The sequence below is a fragment of the Halobacterium sp. MBLA0001 genome (assembly GCF_049705385.1).
GTDB classification, from domain to species: Archaea; Halobacteriota; Halobacteria; order Halobacteriales; family Halobacteriaceae; genus Halobacterium; species Halobacterium salinarum.
This window is the reverse complement of the sequence record NZ_JBNAMQ010000006.1, coordinates 25839-45693: the sequence shown is the minus strand read 5'-3', so window position 1 is coordinate 45693 and position 19855 is coordinate 25839. Positions and strand designations below refer to the sequence as shown.

The window sequence follows — 19855 nt, the reverse complement described above, 5'->3', positions numbered from 1 at the left end:
TTAGTTAAGCGAGAAACCGCGTGATAGCGGCGGCTTATCGAGGCACCTTTCGGAAGGAATGAGGAAGTCCAGTCTGTGCACGACAAGGACTCCTCATCTCGGATTATGCGTCGGCTCACTACACTGTTTCCCTCTGAGTTCCTTGAAGAGCACGCCGAGGAACTCGGCGTGGTCGAACGTGACCGCAAGCTCCAGATCCCTGCCTTCGTTTGGGCATTCGTGTTCGGCTTCGCCGCAGGCGAAAGCCGAACACTCGCCGGGTTTAGACGCTGTTACAACTCGACTGCCGATGAGACGATCTCTCCGGGTGGATTCTATCAGCGGTTGACACCGACGCTTGCGGAGTATCTCCGCGACCTCGTTGAGCATGGTCTCGACGAGGTCGCTGTTCCTAACGCTGTTGACGCTGATATCGACCGATTTAGAGACGTGATGATCGCTGATGGAACGGTGTTGCGGTTACACGAATTTCTCTCAGATCAGTTCGAAGCCCGCCACGAGGAGCAGGCTGGAGCGAAGCTCCACCTGCTCCACAATGCCACAGAGCAGACGATTGAACGGCTCGATACTGCTAACGAGAAAACGCACGACAGCACCTTGTTCAAAACAGGGCCGTGGCTTGAGAATCGCCTCGTGTTGTTCGATCTCGCCTACTTCAAGTACCGCCGGTTTGCGCTGATCGACGAAAACGACGGCTACTTCGTGAGTCGGCTGAAGCAGAACGCGAATCCGCTGATTACGAGAGAGTTACGGGAATGGCGCGGTCGCGCCATTCCCTTAGAGGGCAAGCAGCTCCGAGCTGTTCTCGACGATCTCGATCGGAAGTACATCGATGTAGAAGTCGAAGTCGAATTCAAACGAGGGCCGTACAATGGGACGCGGTCACTAGATACGAAGCGATTTCGCGTCGTCGGCGTCCGCGACGAGGACGCCGACGACTACCACCTGTACATGACGAATTTAGCGAGGAAGGAGTTCTTTCCGGCGGATTTAGCGGAGATCTACCGCTGTCGGTGGGAAGTTGAGTTGCTGTTCCGGGAGCTGAAGACGCAGTACGAATTGGACGAGTTCGACACGAGTGACGAACACGTGGTGAGGATCTTATTGTACGCAGCGCTGCTGTCGCTGCTTGTAAGCCGCGATCTGTTGGATCTAGTCACTGAGCAGGCGGATGATGAGCTTGTGTTTCCGACAGAGCGCTGGGCGGCGACCTTCCGGTCGCACGCCCAGCTCATTCTCCACGAACTCGGTGAGTTCCTCGGCTATTCACCACCGCCGCTGCTCGACCGGCTGATCGAAGACGCTCAGAAGATCCACAAGCAACGACCAATCTTACAAGAGACGCTCGCTACCACTACACAACCGAGGTGTGAGGCTTAACTAAAGACGGATGACGTGTCTGGAGCCGGTGAAGCGGTGACTGAGAAACTGGTTCCGCTCTACGTGACGTCTGAGAGCGAAGTAAGTACGAGGAAGCCAGAGTTTGTGGATACGCTGCCACCCGGTGAAGTCGGCTCGACGCCAACCCTTGACCAACTGACGTCGATGGCAGAGGACCTCCACAGTATTGCGGAGATGGAGGCGTGGGAGCAGGTTGAATCGTTTGCTGACGAAGCGCGTGAAGAACGGGAACGAGAAGTGGAGATTAAGCGGCAACACGCTGAACAGCACTTCGAGGAAGAGATTAGTGAGTGGGAGGAGCGTTTAGAGAGCTACGAACAGCAGGACGAGCAGGGGAAAGACATGTCCGCGCCAATCGGGAACGCGAAACGTGAGCTGGAGTCGCTTCGGCGTGAGCGTGACGAGGAATTAGCCCGCTTGGAAGAGGAAAAACACGTCACCCCTGAGGAGCCAGAGTTGATGACCACATCACTGGTTCTCGACAATCAACCGGGAGAGAGATGACGGTCGAGATTGCGAACATCGTTGGCTCCGGCGATCTTGGAGTGGAGCTGGATGTTGAGCCCTTGGAAGCTGACTTGTCCACGCCGTATTCAGAGTACGATCCATCGAACTACCACGGCCTCTACGTTCGTCTCGAAGAAAACGGACCACTCATCACGGTATATCGGAGCGGGAAGTACATCATCACCGGGTGCGCCAGTATGGAGTCGCTGCACGAGACGAATGAGGAGTTCTTGGGGATGCTTGCGGATCTAGGTGTGACCGAGGAAGACACGCAGACCGGGTTCACCGTCGAGAACGTCGTTTGTACGGCGATGCTTGACGAGCTAGTTTCTCTGAATGCCCTCGCAATCGGACTAGGATTGGAAGTGACGGAGTACGAGCCTGAGCAGTTCCCAGGACTTGTCTACCGACCCGAGGAGATCGGTGCCGTGTTGCTAGTATTCGCTAACGGGAAGATGGTTATCACGGGAGCCAAAGACACCGAAACGGCTGAATCAGCGTATGAGTACTTTCAGTCGAAAGTCCAAGAATTAGTTTAATCGGATTTGTTTAAACCTTATTAGTCAGATACTATTCTCGGTGAATCAGCCGGTAAGTAGGTGTGCGTATTGACCGTCAAAGAACCTATCATTCTACAAACCCTTCACAGATCCCTAATGGATACACAGCATACATCGGTCACACAAATTTCCGCAGATTCAGTTGTCTGATTCGGTAGGGGCAGCGATATCAAGCGGTCGCGTAATTCCCAGCCCGATTACGGGATTGTGGGAATACGAGCAGGGAATATCCCTCGGGGGGCTAAACCGATAATTGTGGCAACCGGTTCATCGGACAGTGCAGTTTGAGGTGATTTCAGAGATGGGCCATCCGAAGACGCTATCCACCAACATGACCGACATCATCGAAAGACTATCGCCAGCGTGGTTGAGCAGGACACAAATGAATCACACTGCAGCACAGGGAGCGTGAACACCTGATGGCGTTTATTGATACGCTCGTGGGCAGTGGCGTGTTCGTGATGTTCCTCGCCGTCGTCGTGGGAATGGCCTTCGGCCGAATCAACTTCGGCCGCGGCATCAAGTTCGGTGTCGCAGGCCCGCTGTTCGCAGGCCTGGTGCTTGGACACTTCGGCTTCACTGTCCCGGACGCCTACTCGGGGCTAACACTCGCGCTGTTCGTCGCGGCAGTCGGCTTGATTGCGGCGCACGAAATCGAGGGGACCGTCAAGACGTACGGGCTCAACTTCATCGCTATCTCGGTGCTGATGCCGACGATTGCTGCAATCCTCACCTACGTGTGGGTAGTCGTCGTGTTCCCGAACGCGTCAACGGGCCTGATTATGGGCTCATTCTCGGGAGCGCTGACGAGCAGCCCTGGTCTCGGGTCAGCGATTGAGGCCCTCCCCGAGGCGGCCGCCCAGCAGTACCAGATCGGCCACTCCGTCGGCTACGTGATCGGGGTGCTCATCATCGTGATGTTCCAGCAGCTCTACCCGAAACTGAGCGGGATGAATCTCGACGCCGAGAAACAGCAGTTCTCCGAGAAAGTCAGCGACATCGCCGAGAACGCCAACATCGAGGTGGTCACCTTCAGCGTGCTCGGGTTCGCACTCGTGCTGGCCACAGGGACGGTACTCGGGAGCATTCCCATTCCGTTAGGGCCAATCGGCGTAATTACGCTCGGGACGACCGGTGGCGTCCTCATCACCGCGCTCGTTCTTGGATATCTCGGGAAGATTGGGCCAGTCACCATGCGGATGGAGACGACGATTCTCTCGGAGATACGGGCGTTTACGCTTGCGATGTTCCTCGCTGTGGTCGGGATTGACGCCGGGTCAGGATTGGTTGAGACAATCGCGGAGTACGGCGTCGAAATTGTTGTGACCGCCGGCCTCAATAGCATCGTTGCGATTATCGGCGGCTTGGTTCTCACCCGGGTCATCTGGAAGATGGACTGGATTCACGCCGCCGGAGGCATCACCGGTGGGCACACAGACACGAAGGGGCTCGCGGCGGCCATCGACGCGACGGGTGCCGATGAGGTCGCTGCGGGATACGGGAACACCTACCCGTTCGCACTCCTCGCAATGGTAATCTACGCGAAGATTCTGGTGGCAGTAATTCCGCTTTGAGGCTTGTCTCACCCTACTCTACGAATGGGCTTCCCCCGACAACTGAATCACTGGAGGAAAGAGAAACAAACTCGTCCGTTGTGCTGAACCCGGTCGCTGAATCTTGCAGCAGATCTATGATGGACCTCAGATACGTGGTTTCTCGTCGTGGTATGGCTGTTCCCTGTACTTACCGATCCTCTCAGTAGTTAACAGATTCTGAGAATTTAACTCAAGTGGATGTCAATCAATTAACTCCCACTGGTTAGTCATTCCTCCATAGACACGGTTTAAAACTCGTCGTCTCGAGAAAATACGGGCAAATAAAACAGGGTGGCGGAGGAGACGCAGTAGAACTGTACTCGGAGACCGGTCAACGTCTTCAATATCGATCCCGGCAGCGGCACGAATTGCTGCTCCCAGAACCTTGGGATTACGAGTTTCAAGAAAGTATCTCACAACTGTGGCGAAAATGTACTCCGTTTTCATCCTCTGATATAATCTATCAGGATAATTGTGTAATTGGCCTCTGTTAGCCAGCTCTGCGGCCAAGAATCCCGATTCAACGGCCTGTGAGATCCCCTTTCCGGTGAGTCGGTTTGCGATACCTGCAGCATCACCCACTCGTACGACGGAATGCTCCGGTAGATGGGTTCTGTCGGGATCAAGGCTTGGTCCCTCGGGAATGATTGCGACATTCGTCCGTTCCTGCGACGGGACTGGCCACCCATTCCGCTTACAGGCTTCCCTCAATGCCCTCAGATAATCACTAGGCCGGTCACTGACCGTCCAGCCGATACCAACGTTGGCTCGTTGCGATGTCTTCGGGAATGCCCACGAGTACCCTGTATAGTTTTCCAGAATTATCCGGCTGTTCGGGTACAACTCGGTGAAGTCCCCTTCGACATCACTGTTAAGCGCTACCATATATCCTGAATACTCGTTGGTTGTTCCGAGCGCTTTACTAGAGAGTGATGGCTGACCGGTTGCATCAACGACGAGATCATACTCATCGGTGAACTCGTGGAAATCTGTCCGTGTGATAGACTGGTTTTCGTGGATGTCAACACCCTTCTCTGAGAGTTGTTCTGCCCAGGACTGCTCAACGACATTTCGGTCAGTTATATATGTATCCGCAGCAGGAAAGGTGCCGGCTCCAGTGCGGTGGCGATCGGCGTCGATTCCGTCATACACCTCCACTTCCATCGCTGGCAGCGGATTGAGAAAGCCGTTCTCTACAGTCGGCTCGAGTGGGATCTTCGATACCGCTGTCATCGCTTCTCCGCAATTAACGCGTTTGCTATCGTAGGACTGCCGCTCATATAGTTCGACGACGAATCCAGCGTCGTCGAATCCAGCAGCTGCTGCAAGCCCGGCCATCCCTCCACCTATTACCGCAATTTTGGACGTTCGAGTCATCGGTTTTTGCCAATCTTTGAGGCCATCGTTAAGCTCCCAACAGCATCCGAAGTGACCCACGAACGCCCATCGGGAGTCCGATCGCTCCGATGAAGAACGTCATAAGCCACCACCACGTGTGATTCATCTCCTCTTTCGCATCGGCGAGATACCACACGATGCCGACAGTCACGACGAGTTTCAGCACGAACGTCGATCCGGAGAATCCAGTCGCCTGGTACACGAGATTCGTCACGATCAGCTTTGGGGAGTAGCCGAGGAACGTCACACCGATGAGATTCTGCGCAGCGTCCCACAACTGGCCGAAAACGGCCAGCAGAATTAGCGGGTGTCGAAGGTGAGTGATATTGGCGAAACTCGCGCCCCAGTAGTAGAGTGCGGTTACGCCGAGCGCTATCCCCGTCGTCGCGACAGGAACCCATAGGCGGAGTGGGGTCGATGTCGAGAGGCCGTGCCAAACAGCCCACCAGACGGCCCCGACAGCCCACACCGACCCGACGAGCCCGACTGTTAGCGGGATAGATCCGATATTTTGGTCACGCAAGAGTGCACCGACACCGAGCGCGAGGATGGTGACAGCGGTGACGACGATGTAAATCGATGGCGTGATGAACCACACCGCGTAGTCCCCGAGCAGCCCGAGATCCTCGAGGGCGCGCATCGCCCCACCTGCGATGATGATCGGAGCGAACCCGTAGGCCAGTCGTGCGTCGAACGTGACGTCGAGTTGGTCGAGATACGCACGTAGTCCGGGGAGGCTGTATACGACTGCCGCGAGGTAGATTACCGTGTTCACCGCGTTGTAGCCCTGGACAGCACGAATCCCCTCGTGCGTGACTGGCTGACCGGCCGCATCTGCGACGACTGGTCCCCAGAGATACTGCCAGATGAACCGGTCGTAGACCAACGTCGGAAACACGAGGATGCCCCCACCGAGGAGGACGAGCGGGGCCAGCAGGTACAGCGCCCACCACTCGCGTGAGCCGGTCTCCGGAAGGGCAGTCTCGACGCGGCGGGTGACAGTACTCACGACCCGTTCACCTCCAATCGCCACGTCGTGCTTTTCGAGCGCCCCCACTGTTCGAGTGAAACGATTGTGAGTTCGTCCTGGAGCTGGCTGAGGTACTGCGCGACTGCCTTGGGAGATCCGTCGAGGTCGCTGGCAATCTCGCGAGCCCGGAGGTATGTCGGTTCGCTACTGGCTGTCTCGACGAGGTACCTTCGAACCGTGTGCCGGGAAATATTCGACATTGATCTAGAGGTGACGGTTAGCGAAGAAATCCGAAGAGCTTGTAGTCGTGATCGGGGGTGTACCGCCGGAACAGGAGACTGTTCGTCAGCACCGACACCGACGAGAACGCCATTGCTGCTGCAGCGAGCACGGGCTGGAGGAGGCCGAGCGACGCTAACGGAATCATCGCCGTGTTGTAACCGAGCGCCCACACGAGGTTCTGTTTGATCTTCTGGAGTGTCGCGTCTGAGATTCGGATCGCCTTTACCACGTCGAGCGGGTCGTCTCGCATCAACGTGACGTCTGCAGCCTCGATGGCGACGTCGGTGCCGGAGCCGATTGCTGTCCCGACGTGTGCGACCGCGAGCGCCGGCGCGTCGTTGACGCCGTCACCGACCATCATCGCCTGCCGGCCCTCGTCTTGAATACTGTCGACCGCGTTGGACTTGTCCTCAGGAAGGACTCCTGCGCGGACGTTCTTCGGGTCGATACCCACCTGTTTAGCGACCGCACGGGCAGTTCGCTCGTTGTCGCCCGTAATCATCATCACGTCAACTCCCCGCTCCTGGAGTGCTGTGACAGCCTGCTTGGAGCTTTCCTTCACTGTGTCAGCGTCGGCGACCACACCCACGAGCTCCCCCTCGTAGGCGACCAGCATCGCCGTCTTCCCCTCGTTCTCAAGGCGTTCCATCGTCTCCTCAGCGGGAGAGGGGTCGATCCCGTTGTCCCGCAGCAGCTTGCGGTTACCGACCAGCACCTCGCTGTCACCAATGACTGCTTTGATCCCGTGGCCCGGAACGTTCTCGAAGTCGTCAGGCTCAGTCACGTCCAGGCCGCGTTCTTCGGCCCCATCGACGATTGCCCGGGCGAGCGGGTGTTCGCTGCCACTTTCAGCTATCGCCGCCAGTCGAAGCACATCATCCTCTGAGAGGCGGTCACGAGTGCTGAGCTGTCCACCATCTGGCGTCGGCTCGCCACCGTCAGTCACCACATTTCCATCGCTATCAAAGACGACCACGTCGGTGAGTTCCATTTCACCCTCCGTGAGCGTGCCCGTCTTGTCGAAGACGACCGTGTCGACGTCTTTTGCGCGTTCGAGGATGTCACCGCCCTTGAACAGGACGCCGTTCTGGGCACCAATCGTCGTCCCGACCATCGTGGCCGCGGGCGTAGCCAGCCCCAGCGCACAGGGACAGGCGATGAGGATCGAGGACGCAAAGACAATTATCGCGAACTCGAAGACCGAAACGGCCCCACCGACCGGGGCCGGGCCACCAGCAACCTGCCCCCACAACGGGAGCCAGTCGACGAAGCCAGCGAGAGCCTCGGGGAACAGGAACCAGACAACACCCCAGAGAAGCGCGTTCGCGATGACCGCAGGCACGAAGTACGCGGAGATACGGTCGGCGAGATTCTGGATGTCGGGCTGGCGCGACTGCGCCTCCTTGACAGTCTGAACGATCTGTTGGAGGGCCGTGTCTTCTCCAACCTTCGTCGCCTCCACGACAAGGACGCCGTTCTCGTTAATCGTCGAGCCGACGACCTCATCGCCCTCCTCTTTCTCTACAGGCACCGATTCGCCAGTGACCATCGACTCGTCGACCGCCGACTGACCGTCGACAACGACACCGTCTGTGGGAATCTTCTCACCTGGACGGATTTTCATCCGGTCACTAGTTGTGACCTCTTCGAGCGGAACTTCTTCTTCACTGCCGTCCTCGCGGACAATGGTCGCCGTTTCGGCTTCCATTTCGAGGAGCTTTCGGAGGGCCTCACCCGCTTGGCCCTTCGACCGAGCTTCGAGATAGTTACCCAACGTGATGAATACGAGGATGAGGGCTGCCGTGTCGAAATAGAGTCCACCTGCAATGAGTTCAGCAAGGACTGCCACAGAGTATAGATAGGCCGTTGTTGAACCGATCGCAATCAGCACGTCCATATTGGCGCGGCCGTTCTTCACGATCGCCTTGTACGAATTCTTATAGAACGGCCAGCCGAGGATCGCCTGTACCGGCGTGGCGAGGAGGAACTCAACCCAGCCAAGTTCCACACCGAAGACAGCTTCAGGGACGATCGCGCCACCGAGGAGATAATTGTCGATGAGGAAGAAGAGCAACGGTGCCGACAACACTGCCCCAAAGAGGGTCAGCCTGAGTTGTTTCCGAGTTTCAGCTTGACGGGCGGCATCTCGTGCGTCCTGGCCCGACTCTTCGTCGGCACCATCTTCGCGGACGGGCGAGTAGCCAGCGTCCTCGATAGCATCGTACAGCGCACCAATAGATACCTCCGCAGGATTGTAGGTGACCTGTGCTTCGTCAGTCGCGTAATTGACCTCCGCATTAACGACGCCCGGAATATTTTCAAGGGCGGTTTGGTTGGTTTCGGCGCAGTTGGCACAGGTCATATCAGAGATGGCAATCGTTACCGTCTCAGAGACTGCGCCGTACCCGGCCTCGTCGATCGCGTCGTAGATCTCTTTGAGCGATACCTCTTCAGGGTCGTAGGTGACAGAACCCTCGTCGGTAGCGAAGTTCGCATCCGCCTCCGATACCCCGTCGAGCGATTCGAGAGTGTCCTGAATCGTCGCCGAACAGTTGGCGCAGGACATCCCCGTGATATCGAGATGGATTGTTTGGCTTGTCATGCTTAGTCTACTATACGGGGTCTAGGTTTAGGCAATTTGCTGCTTCGAAAGCCAGGTTTTCGACCGCAGGGAAATTTGGATTCCAAAGACCGTGTTACGCTCCCTCTTCGAGTCGCTGATACCGATCGTCGAACCGTGTGAGACAGGACGGACAACAGAAGTGATAGATCTCTCCGTCGATTCTCGTCGTTTCACCTTGATTATCAACGGTATTGTTACATTCAGCACAGGTGAGTGCAAATTCGACGCCATCAACGGACGGCGTCCATTCAAGCTCGTCAATTAGCGTGACGGTGTAATCCGCTACATCGATCTCGTTGAAGAGCCCATCTACCCACTGACGAACGTTCTGGGCTTCAACACGGGCATAGAACCAAAGATCTCCCTCTGAGGTCGTGAAGACGTGTTCAACGCCATCTGACTCTCGAACCCGCTCGCGGGCGGTCTCCCACGACGCTGAGCCGATTTCGGCCTGAATAAATACCGGAACACCAGCTCGGAGATGAGTCCGGTTGACGTCAATCGTGAAGTTGTTAATGATGCCAGCTTCCTGTAATCGCTTTACCCGGTTAGCCTGTTGCACGTTCAAGATCAATTCGTCAGACATGGCAGCGTGAGACTGATCCAGTGCGAATCTGCCGAGTGATAATCAATTCGGTGAGAGAAGTCTCAGAAACGCTCGCTGAATCGGGTGTTTGAATCAGTTTTCGATCACGAATAGAGCCGCCTGAGAGCGATGCCTCTCAGGCGGCGCGTGCTTCGACTCCGGGCTAGGGCCGTCAGATGAGGCGACTGGGAGAACGTATCAGTCCTGGTTTCCCCTGTCGTTTTGCGGTGAGTGACGTCGCGACCAGAGCGACTGCCGAAAGCACGACGTGAGTTTCCACGTTGTTCTCCTTGCGTGCGCGGACGCGATCGAGGCCGGTAAAGGACTTCAGCCGAGAGAATACTCGCTCGACACCTGCCCGCAGGTGTCGATGCATTCGTTCCTTGATCGCCTGGAAGATGTAGGTCTCTTCGACGCTGCCGACCTCGACGCCGTACTCTGAGAGTTGCTCTTGTGGTAACCGTTCGAGTGCGTCGTACGGACTGTCGATCTCGTCACCGTGGTTCTTGAACAACTCCTTGATCTCGTCGCGGATCGCCTTCAGTGGCGCTGAGCGTCGTGGATTGATCGCCGTCAGCAGCGGACAGTTAAGTTTCTCCTGGGTGAACTCTCGATTGCCTTGGCTGTCGAAGCCCGCATCAGCCAGTGCTGCCTGGAGATCGTCGGTGTCGTACCGCTCATCGAACTCCTCGATGAGCGGTTCGAACGCCGCACAGTCGTTCCTGCTGCCGGTCTCCATCGTGATGGCGACCGGCAGCTCTGCGGCTACGTCCACGACGATGTACACCTTGTACCCGTAGAACTTCCCCTCGTGTTTGCCCCAACTCGCTCCCTCGACCTCACCGTCGGCGATTTCTTCTCGTGTGTTTGCCCAGGCGGCGATGTGCGTGCCGTCGATCACGACGAACTCACCGGCGTGATCGTGATCAGCGAGTAAGTCGCCACACATCGACTGGAGGCAGTCACGGAGTTCATCGGGGTGAAGGTCGTCGAAGGCACGCCAGAGCGACGTCCCGTCTGGGACGTCCTCTGGCTCGTAGTCGAGAGCCTCCCGGAAGGAGTGATTCCGTCGGAGACGGCGTTCGAGGGCGTCGAAGGAGTCGCCCTCGAACTGCCGGAGGACCAGAGCGGCGGCTCGTTCGGGCGGGATCGACTGAATCTCTGAGACAGCAACCGAGAGAAACGTCGCGAGAAGTTCGTCGCGGTAGAGGTAGCCCTCTTCGTCGGTATCAACTGGACTGACGTCGGTCGGCTGATCGGTTTCGCGTTGGCTCAGCTGGGCGTCCCGCAGGGACGGCCAGCTGTGGACGTAGACCGTCGTGTTCCGGTGTTCGACAGCGTGGATCTCCTGTTGGTCGGCGAGGTTCCGGAGCGCTCGGTAGCAGCGTCGATCGAGGAGATCGTTGGCTTCGGACGGAGTAAGCCCGGAGGGGCGTCTGAACACGAGATGCTTGAGCGTGGACTTGGTGTCTTCTTTGCGGTGGAAGACGGCGACGCCGTCATCCACCTCGGGTCGCCAGAAGCCGTCATGGGTGGCACGATGGCCAACAACGTGTTTGCTAGCGACGTACTGACCGTTATGGTTCAGGGAGGTGTAGAAGGTGTTTGTCGAGGCGATTTGGTCGATATACCACGCCGGCACGTCGGTGCCGGCGCGGAGCTCGTCTTTGGAGGCGACTTCATCGTGGGTTCGAAGGAACTGACGAACGGTGGCCTTATGCGAAGCGGTGGTGTTCTTACTGGTGTCGGATCTTTGTGTGTGCATACCATCGATCCGACTTCTAATCTAGTTAAAGTGACTATTCTGGCTCGTAGTGATATCGCTTGGACATACCTGAGCTAATTTCGAACTCGTGCAACGGGCTACCGGTCAGAAACGGCTGGCCCCGACAAGTCGACCTCCTCGCCAATATCGCTGAACGGGCGGCGGGCGTCATCAGCGAGTAACGAGAGGATTTCTAAGTCGGTTTCATCCAGATTGCGCATACGACCGCTTCGTCTCGCAGGATACATTATTGTTGCCCACTACACACCTTCGAAATCGGTGATCCAGGGCTGCGACAACATTGGATTCTAAGCAGAAAACCACATAGAATACTCGCCCCTATCTACGAATGGATATGACTCAGACAATCACCGTCGAAGGAATGACCTGCGAACATTGCGAGCAGACCGTCGAAGAGGCACTCGAAGAAGTTGAGGGGGTTACGTCCGCTACTGCGGATCGTGACTCAGAATCCGCGACGGTCGAGGGGTCCGCTGAACGGGATGAGCTTGTGATTGTGGTCGAAGACGCTGGATACGATGCCTCTGCGTAACAAATCCCGATTCTCGTCGAATCGGATTCGGAGAGGGATTGATACGACTGCCAATCCCAGGTGTAGATACTATGACTGATACACTTCCGTTCGATGCCGTCCGCGAGCTCGACGTCGACGGGACGACGTACAAGATGGCCGATCTTCGAGCACTCGAAGAACAGGGGCTCTGTGACCTCGACACGCTCCCTGTGAGCATCCGTATTCTGCTTGAGTCGGTGCTCCGGAACGCCGACGGCGAAACTGTTACTGCAGCGGACGTCAAGAATGCTGCTGGCTGGGAGCCAGACGTACCGGACGCAGAGGTTCCGTTCTCTCCATCACGAGTCGTCCTACAGGATCTCACTGGCGTGCCCGCAGTTGTCGACCTGGCGGCCCTTCGATCCGAAGTCGACCGCAAAGATCGGGACCCGACCCTGGTCGAACCAGAAATCCCTATTGATCTTGTAATCGACCACAGCGTCCAGGTCGACTACTTCGACTCCGAGGACGCCTACGAGAAGAACGTCGAACTGGAGTACGAGCGCAACGCCGAACGGTATCGCGCGATCAAGTGGGCGCAGAACGCCTTCGAGAACTTCAACGTCGTCCCACCGGGGACCGGCATCGTCCACCAGGTGAATCTCGAGCATCTGGGCCGGGTCGTCCACGCCCGCGAGCGAGACGGCGAGAACTGGCTCCTACCGGACACACTCGTCGGTACGGACAGCCACACCCCGATGATCGGTGGCATCGGTGTGGTCGGCTGGGGCGTCGGCGGCATTGAAGCGGAAGCGGCAATGCTCGGTCAGCCGGTCACGATGAAACTCCCCGAGGTCGTCGGCGTCCGCCTCGAAGGCGAATTACCCGAGGGCGCAACGGCGACGGATCTCGTGCTCCACATCACCGAACGGCTCCGCGAGGTCGGCGTCGTCGACCGGTTCGTCGAGTTCTTCGGTCCTGGTGTGGAGAATCTCACAGTCCCCGACCGAGCCACGATCGCCAATATGGCGCCCGAACAGGGCTCGACGATCAGTATGTTCCCGGTCGACGAGCAGACGCTCGAGTATCTCGAACTCACCGGGCGTGACCCCGCCCACATCGACCTTGTTCGCGAGTACCTCGAAGCGCAAGGGCTATTCGGAGAACAGGAACCGGAATACACCGAGGTCGTCGAGTTCGATCTTTCGACTGTTGAGCCGAGTCTCGCCGGATACAAGCGGCCACAGGACCGGATTCCGATGGGGGACGTGAAACAGAGCTTCCGGGGACTTCTCCACGGGGAGTTCGAAGACGACCTCGATGATGTCGACGAAGACGCCCTACAGCGGTGGCTCGGCGAAGGTGGTACAGCTGGTGCGGAGACCGACGGCGGTGTTCAGGTCGAACCCGAATCGGAACTGCACCCGTTAACCAAACGCGTCGAGGTCGACCTCGACGGTGAGACAGTGGAAATTGGACACGGAGACGTCCTCGTCAGCGCCATCACGAGCTGTACGAACACTTCGAACCCGTCGGTGATGATCGCTGCTGGTCTGCTTGCCCAGAACGCCGTCGAGAAAGGTTTAGATGTCCCGCCGTACGTCAAGACGAGTCTCGCACCCGGCAGTCGCGTCGTCACGCAGTACCTCGAGGAATCGGGGCTGCTTCCGTATCTCGAAGAGCTCGGGTACGCGGTCGTCGGCTACGGCTGTACTACTTGTATCGGGAACGCCGGACCACTTCCCGATCCCATCGAGCAAGCGATCGACGACCACGACCTCTGGACGACGAGCGTCCTCTCCGGGAATCGGAACTTCGAGGCGCGTATTCACCCGAAGATCCGCGCGAACTACCTCGCGAGCCCGCCGCTCGTCGTCGCCTACGGGCTCGCAGGGCGGATGGACATCGATCTCGAACACGAGCCGCTGGGCACTGACGATGAGGGTAACCCAGTCTATCTGGCGGACATCTGGCCGGACGCAGCGGACGTGCAGGCCGCAATCCACGAGAACGTCTCTCCGGAGATGTTCGAGGAGAAGTACGCCTCCGTGTTCGAGGGCGATGAGCGATGGGCTGCTCTCGACGCGCCCACGGGTGACGTCTACGAGTGGGATGAGGACTCGACATACATCCGTGAACCGCCGTTCTTCAAGGACTTCCCGGTAGAGAAACCCGGCGTCGCCGATATCGAGGACGCACGCTGTCTACTGACGCTCGGCGATACCGTTACGACCGACCACATCAGTCCAGCCGGCCCGTTCGGTCCCGACCTCCCCGCAGGTCAGTGGCTGCTCGATCACGGTGTCGAGCCACACGAGTTCAACACCTACGGCGCACGTCGGGGCAATCACGAGGTGATGATGCGGGGGACGTTCGCCAACGTCCGCATCGAGAACGAGATGCTCGACGACGTCGAGGGTGGCTATACGATCCACCACCCAACCGACGAGCAGACGACCGTGTTCGAAGCCAGCCAGCGCTACCGCGAGGAGGGAGTCCCGCTCGTCGTGATGGCGGGCGAAGAGTTCGGTACCGGCTCCAGCCGGGACTGGGCGGCGAAAGGAACGGACCTACTCGGTGTTCGCGCAACCATCGCCGAGAGTTACGAGCGCATCTACCGCGACAACCTCGTCGGCATGGGTGTGCTCCCCCTGCAGTTTGATGATGGCGACTCGTGGGAATCTCTCGGTCTGGATGGGTCGGAAATCTTCACGATCCACGGCCTCGATGACGGGCTCGACGTGATGGACGAACTGACCGTTATCGCCGAGCGTGCGGACGGGTCGACTGTCGAGTTCCCGGTCACAGCACAGGTCGGCACGCCGGCCGCCGTGACCTATATCGAACACGGCGGCATCCTCCACTACGTCCTTAGACGGCTCCTCACGCAATAATCTCTCTCAACTGACTCTATTTCTGGAATCATGAGCAACACGAATAACATCGAGTCAGCAAATTAGCGTTTCAATCGTGCGTAGACTCTGTTCGGATGATGCCCGCCACGTTATCCATCTGAGCTGAAACGTGTGCACTCTCACCAGCAACATGCGTAATTAAATCGTCCAGAGTGATCATCCCGATAACGCTCCCGTCTTCAACAACCGGGACGTGTCGAGCACCCGCTTCGTTCATTTGTCTCAGGACTTTTGGAATCTCAGCATCTGCTGGCACAGTAAGTGGGTCACGCGTCATCACGTCAGCAGCTCGTACGTCGTCTCCACTCGTCTCGGCTGTGAGCACACTTAACTCGCTTTCCTCGGTGAGCAGGTTAGCAATCAGGTCTCGATCGGTGATGATACCAGAGATCTGATCGGATTCTTCGACGACCACGTACCTGGCACACCGCGATTGGGAGATCATCGTGTGAGCGATCTCGGCAACCGTGGCGTCAGGCGTGACACGGGCGACCGACTCATCAGCAATACGACCAATGTCCATCCGGAGGTCAGTTGGTCTGGTACCCATGCTAATCAGTACGACTCATAACAGGAAATAGCTTAGCATCAGCTGGTCGTCATAGAAATCCTCCACTCTTCAACCCTGAGAGACGACAATCTCCAAACTTTGTGAAGTTACAAAAAGTGTTACCAGCTACGCCACTATCCAAGAGCACTGGTTTTTATAATCTAGTCTCAATAAGTCAAGAGAAATGTACGATACGGTTTTGCTCTCAACTGACGGGACAGTTGCTTCTGAGGAGGCTGAATCCCATGCTATCGCGCTAGCAGAGGCCCATTCTGCCGAGCTTCATGTTCTGTATGTAGTCGATGAGGACGTCGTAACAGCATACAGCGGTGACGAGTACGTTGATGAAGCCGAGGGCCCAGAACATGGCCTCGAAGAACTTGGAACGGAAACAATCGCAGACATCCAATATAAAGCGAAGGAGGTCGGTGTCAATGTTGTCAAAGCAATTGAGCACGGCCGACCGGCTGAGACGATTGTACGGTATGCTGATGTCGAAGATGTGGATCTACTTGTACTTGGAACGAAACACCGGACGGAAGAATACCGGGCCTTGCTCGGAAGCGTGACCGACCGCGTCCTTCGATTGACGACCCGCCCAGCGACCGTCGTGAAGACGGAAGTCGACGAATAGGGGAAGAACAGTCAGCATCCGTCTTTAGTTAAGCGAGAAACCGCGTGATAGCGGCGGCTTATCGAGGCACCTTTCGGAAGGAATGAGGAAGTCCAGTCTGTGCACGACAAGGACTCCTCATCTCGGATTATGCGTCGGCTCACTACACTGTTTCCCTCTGAGTTCCTTGAAGAGCACGCCGAGGAACTCGGCGTGGTCGAACGTGACCGCAAGCTCCAGATCCCTGCCTTCGTTTGGGCATTCGTGTTCGGCTTCGCCGCAGGCGAAAGCCGAACACTCGCCGGGTTTAGACGCTGTTACAACTCGACTGCCGATGAGACGATCTCTCCGGGTGGATTCTATCAGCGGTTGACACCGACGCTTGCGGAGTATCTCCGCGACCTCGTCGAGCATGGTCTCGACGAGGTCGCTGTTCCTAACGCTGTTGACGCTGATATCGACCGATTTAGAGACGTGATGATCGCTGATGGAACGGTGTTGCGGTTACACGAATTTCTCTCAGATCAGTTCGAAGCCCGCCACGAGGAGCAGGCTGGAGCGAAGCTCCACCTGCTCCACAATGCCACAGAGCAGACGATTGAACGGCTCGATACTGCTAACGAGAAAACGCACGACAGCACCTTGTTCAAAACAGGGCCGTGGCTTGAGAATCGCCTCGTGTTGTTCGATCTCGCCTACTTCAAGTACCGCCGGTTTGCGCTGATCGACGAAAACGACGGCTACTTCGTGAGTCGGCTGAAGGATAACGCGAATCCGCTGATTACGAGGGAGTTACGGGAATGGCGCGGTCGCGCCATTCCCTTAGAGGGCAAGCAGCTCCGAGCTGTTCTCGACGATCTCGATCGGAAGTACATCGATGTAGAAGTCGAAGTCGAATTCAAACGAGGGCCGTACAATGGGACGCGGTCACTAGATACGAAGCGATTTCGCGTCGTCGGCGTCCGCGACGAGGACGCCGACGACTACCACCTGTACATGACGAATTTAGCGAGGAAGGAGTTCTTTCCGGCGGATTTAGCGGAGATCTACCGCTGTCGGTGGGAAGTTGAGTTGCTGTTCCGGGAGCTGAAGACGCAGTACGAATTGGATGAGTTCGACACGAGTGACGAACACGTGGTGAGGATCTTATTGTACGCAGCGCTGCTGTCGCTGCTTGTAAGCCGCGATCTGTTGGATCTAGTCACTGAGCAGGCGGATGATGAGCTTGTGTTTCCGACAGAGCGCTGGGCGGCGACCTTCCGGTCGCACGCCCAGCTCATTCTCCACGAACTCGGTGAGTTCCTCGGCTATTCACCACCGCCGCTGCTCGACCGGCTGATCGAAGACGCTCAAAAGATCCACAAGCAACGACCAATCTTACAAGAGACGCTCGCTACCACTACACAACCGAGGTGTGAGGCTTAACTAAAGACGGATGCAGTGTCGGTATCCAGATGGTCTAATAACGGGGATGGACGGCGTTCTTCTCCCGAGGGAGATTCTGTGTGGCGAGTCACGATCAGTCCAGTTTCAGCGGCTCGCAACGTGTCGTCAAATTGGTCGCGGTCACGGCCCGTTGTCCATGCTGTTCGTGGTGCGAGCGTTCCGACCGGCCCGTTGCCCCGAAGGATCGTTTCTTGGAGTTCCGGGGGGACGACACTCTCTGTTTGCTGGGGCCACTCACCGTCGACCAATCCGACAGCGAAGACGTACGGAACGTTCAACAGCCAGATATCGTTCGCTTCCAAGATATCGATAGCACGTGCGTTCGAGTGCTCCCGTCGGCCGGGACGCTGAGTGGCGATTAGCTGACTCAACTCTGCGACGCTACGCCACGACCGCTCAAGTGTTCCGTCAGCAAGCCGATCTGCATACTTGTGACGCAGCTGTTGGACGAGCGTTTTCACGCGCACGACTGCTCGCGCGTCGCGCTCTGTCTCGATAAGGGAGGGTGAATCATTCTCCTTCGTTACCGGGAGGCCGAGCTCCTCGTACACATCGACGACATCGGCAAGAATACTTGTCACGGCATCCGGGGTTGGTTCAGGACAGTCACGAAGCCACTCAGCATACGTCACGAAACGTTCGTCTATTCTCGGGTTTGCTTCGAGCTCGTCGTGCCATTCGCTGAGCGTTCGTGATTCGTCTGGGAGCGCCTGCATCGACTTCTGAACTGTCTTGGGGTCGATCGGCCACTCCGACGATGTCGCCGACAGCGGGGCCCACCGATGTTCGAGCGGACGACAGAGTACCTCCCGAGATGGAGTGTCCATGCCGAGGACGTCACATACCGATTCGATGAGCGCGAATGGGCGTGTCTGTGTTACCCTGAGCTGCACCCAAAACACGGGTGTGAGCCCATAGTGAACGGACGCACGGTACAATGGTTCCTCGTAGTTGTCGAGGTCGCGGACGACTACGGCAATGTCCCGCGCCGGGACACCGTGGTCTCGAAGACTCGCGACAGTCGCCATTACACTTCTGGCCTCCGCTCGCCGTGTCCTCGCTTCGATCTCAGCAATAGGTACGTTCGGGGCTTCGAGTGGGTCCGAAAGGTTGAGGCGATTCTCAGCGGTCACGAGTCGAACACCACCGTACCAGGCTTGGTGATATTGAGAAGGTCCGGAAGGCGACGCGAAAGATATGATTCGGTTCCACGGCGGAGATGGGTGTGAACCGGCACCTGCGTTGTTTCCAGAATTGCGTGCAGTAGATCGGCATGTGCTGCAGGGAGACTACTGATACCCACAAGCGAGATCCGTTCGACGTCTGGGAACGTGGCGTCCAGGCAGGCCCCATCTGTCCGAAGAAGGTTTCGTGAGGCACATCGAACGAATTCGACATCGGAAACCGCCTTCTCAGTATTCTGGCGGAGGTATCGTTCAACTGTTACAGCTGCCTTCAAGATTTCAGTGGAATCGGCATCAATTGGCGAGGGGAGTCCCTCCGCAGTTTCGTGAAATGTGTCAAGGCGCTCTGGGTGGAACCCTGTTACACTCTCAACTACCGTTCTAATCTGTTCAATCTCCTGTGGCGCAGACGGTATCATCGGTGTATCCAGGTCCAACCCGTTATTCTCTGTCAGGAGGGACTGAATCATCGATAGGCGGTCGATGCGGTCGATAGCAGCCACCGAACGCTGGCCGTCTGGACTGAGTTGCTTTCCCACCTCAGGTGGATCTGCGAATTTGAGGCTATCTTTGGGGAGTTGGGATTCGCGGAGTCGACGCTGTATGTTTCTTTGGTGTAATTCAATTGGTGCGAGAACTAACTCGTTTCCATCGGTGGAATGACGTACACGCTCTAACAGTGTCTCTTCATGATCGACGTGAAGCAGTAGGTTCCGTGGGAGTCGGATTTGGAGAGTTTGTTTCATCGATTGATTGTATCGCAAGTTCTGTAGAGTTCGCTGCTGTGCTGAGCGCTGTTCTATCTACCACAGGGGTAGAACTGGACCACCTAGTGTACGGTGGTTTGAAGCGCTAAGATACAGTTTGTAGACTCACCTATAATTTGATCAAGCAACATCTAGACCGCTTTGCGACGCGATCCATCGATTGTTGAAATGCACTGAAA

At 57.0% G+C, this 19855-nt stretch carries 16 protein-coding genes and 2 pseudogenes; 8 read left to right on the top strand and 10 right to left on the bottom strand.

Annotated features, from left to right (window positions below; genetic code table 11):
* Positions 1-105 precede the first annotated feature (105 nt).
* The 4 genes and pseudogenes from ACOZ32_RS01130 (at position 106) to ACOZ32_RS01115 (ending at position 4042) form a co-directional block, all read left to right on the top strand.
* Positions 106-1380: an IS4-like element ISH8A family transposase gene (locus tag ACOZ32_RS01130; RefSeq protein ID WP_006183907.1), complete on the top strand. Its 1275-nt coding sequence runs from the start codon at positions 106-108 to the stop codon at positions 1378-1380.
* A gap of 15 nt (positions 1381-1395) precedes the next feature.
* Positions 1396-1905 (top strand): annotated as a pseudogene (locus ACOZ32_RS01125) (helicase); the annotation flags it as partial.
* Positions 1902-2447 carry a TATA-box-binding protein gene (locus ACOZ32_RS01120; RefSeq protein WP_010890481.1) on the top strand — a complete coding sequence of 182 codons (546 nt, stop codon included), beginning with the start codon at positions 1902-1904 and terminating at the stop codon, positions 2445-2447. The pseudogene ACOZ32_RS01125 and the gene ACOZ32_RS01120, both read left to right, overlap by 4 nt.
* A gap of 440 nt (positions 2448-2887) precedes the next feature.
* A complete protein-coding gene (locus ACOZ32_RS01115) occupies positions 2888-4042 on the top strand; it encodes a hypothetical protein (RefSeq protein ID WP_010890480.1) in 1155 nt (384 codons plus the stop codon).
* Positions 4043-4264: 222 nt separating this feature from the next.
* Here ACOZ32_RS01115 and ACOZ32_RS01110 read toward each other — a convergent pair whose 3' ends face one another.
* The 7 genes and pseudogenes from ACOZ32_RS01110 to ACOZ32_RS01080 all read right to left on the bottom strand — a co-directional run.
* Positions 4265-5401, bottom strand: a complete 1137-nt coding sequence (locus ACOZ32_RS01110; RefSeq protein WP_424334856.1) for an NAD(P)/FAD-dependent oxidoreductase — start codon at positions 5399-5401, stop codon at positions 4265-4267.
* Positions 5402-5468: 67 nt separating this feature from the next.
* Positions 5469-6470 carry a DUF63 family protein gene (locus tag ACOZ32_RS01105; protein WP_424334855.1) on the bottom strand — a complete coding sequence of 334 codons (1002 nt, stop codon included), beginning with the start codon at positions 6468-6470 and terminating at the stop codon, positions 5469-5471.
* Positions 6467-6691, bottom strand: a complete 225-nt coding sequence (locus ACOZ32_RS01100) for a DUF7123 family protein (RefSeq protein WP_004594599.1) — start codon at positions 6689-6691, stop codon at positions 6467-6469. Before ACOZ32_RS01100 ends, ACOZ32_RS01105 begins: the two co-directional genes overlap by 4 nt.
* Positions 6692-6708: 17 nt before the next feature.
* A complete protein-coding gene (locus tag ACOZ32_RS01095) occupies positions 6709-9315 on the bottom strand; it encodes a heavy metal translocating P-type ATPase (protein ID WP_424334854.1) in 2607 nt (868 codons plus the stop codon).
* A 94-nt stretch (positions 9316-9409) separates the two neighbouring features.
* Positions 9410-9922 (bottom strand): ArsR family transcriptional regulator, encoded by a 513-nt coding sequence (locus ACOZ32_RS01090; protein ID WP_424334853.1) that lies wholly within the window; start codon positions 9920-9922, stop codon positions 9410-9412.
* Positions 9923-10094: 172 nt separating this feature from the next.
* A complete protein-coding gene (locus ACOZ32_RS01085; protein WP_285253937.1) occupies positions 10095-11687 on the bottom strand; it encodes a transposase in 1593 nt (530 codons plus the stop codon).
* Between the two features lie 101 nt (positions 11688-11788).
* Positions 11789-11908, bottom strand: a pseudogene (locus ACOZ32_RS01080) (Lrp/AsnC family transcriptional regulator); the annotation flags it as partial.
* Between the two features lie 134 nt (positions 11909-12042).
* On the opposite strand from ACOZ32_RS01080, the gene ACOZ32_RS01075 reads away from it, so the two are divergent.
* Together ACOZ32_RS01075 and acnA are read left to right on the top strand one after the other, a co-directional pair.
* On the top strand, positions 12043-12240 hold the full coding sequence (locus tag ACOZ32_RS01075) for a heavy-metal-associated domain-containing protein (protein ID WP_424334852.1): 198 nt from the start codon (positions 12043-12045) through the stop codon (positions 12238-12240).
* Positions 12241-12311: 71 nt separating this feature from the next.
* A complete protein-coding gene (gene acnA / locus ACOZ32_RS01070) occupies positions 12312-15095 on the top strand; it encodes an aconitate hydratase AcnA (protein WP_424334851.1) in 2784 nt (927 codons plus the stop codon).
* 70 nt (positions 15096-15165) lie between these two features.
* Here the strand turns inward: acnA and ACOZ32_RS01065 are convergent, their stop codons facing one another.
* Positions 15166-15666, bottom strand: coding sequence for a CBS domain-containing protein (locus tag ACOZ32_RS01065; protein ID WP_004594590.1), 501 nt, complete (start codon positions 15664-15666; stop codon positions 15166-15168).
* Between the two features lie 184 nt (positions 15667-15850).
* Here ACOZ32_RS01065 and ACOZ32_RS01060 point away from each other — a divergent pair, with 184 nt between their 5' ends.
* Both ACOZ32_RS01060 and ACOZ32_RS01055 read left to right on the top strand, forming a co-directional pair.
* On the top strand, positions 15851-16300 hold the full coding sequence (locus tag ACOZ32_RS01060) for a universal stress protein (protein ID WP_049986208.1): 450 nt from the start codon (positions 15851-15853) through the stop codon (positions 16298-16300).
* A gap of 129 nt (positions 16301-16429) precedes the next feature.
* The gene (locus tag ACOZ32_RS01055; RefSeq protein ID WP_424334857.1) at positions 16430-17704 is read left to right on the top strand and encodes an IS4-like element ISH8A family transposase; all 1275 of its coding nucleotides are present in this window, start codon (positions 16430-16432) and stop codon (positions 17702-17704) included.
* Here ACOZ32_RS01055 and ACOZ32_RS01050 read toward each other — a convergent pair.
* Positions 17701-18858: a hypothetical protein gene (locus tag ACOZ32_RS01050; protein ID WP_424334850.1), complete on the bottom strand. Its 1158-nt coding sequence runs from the start codon at positions 18856-18858 to the stop codon at positions 17701-17703. The genes ACOZ32_RS01055 and ACOZ32_RS01050 overlap by 4 nt on opposite strands.
* On the bottom strand, positions 18855-19448 hold the full coding sequence (locus tag ACOZ32_RS01045) for a hypothetical protein (protein WP_285258107.1): 594 nt from the start codon (positions 19446-19448) through the stop codon (positions 18855-18857). Before ACOZ32_RS01045 ends, ACOZ32_RS01050 begins: the two co-directional genes overlap by 4 nt.
* Positions 19449-19855: the final 407 nt, after the last annotated feature.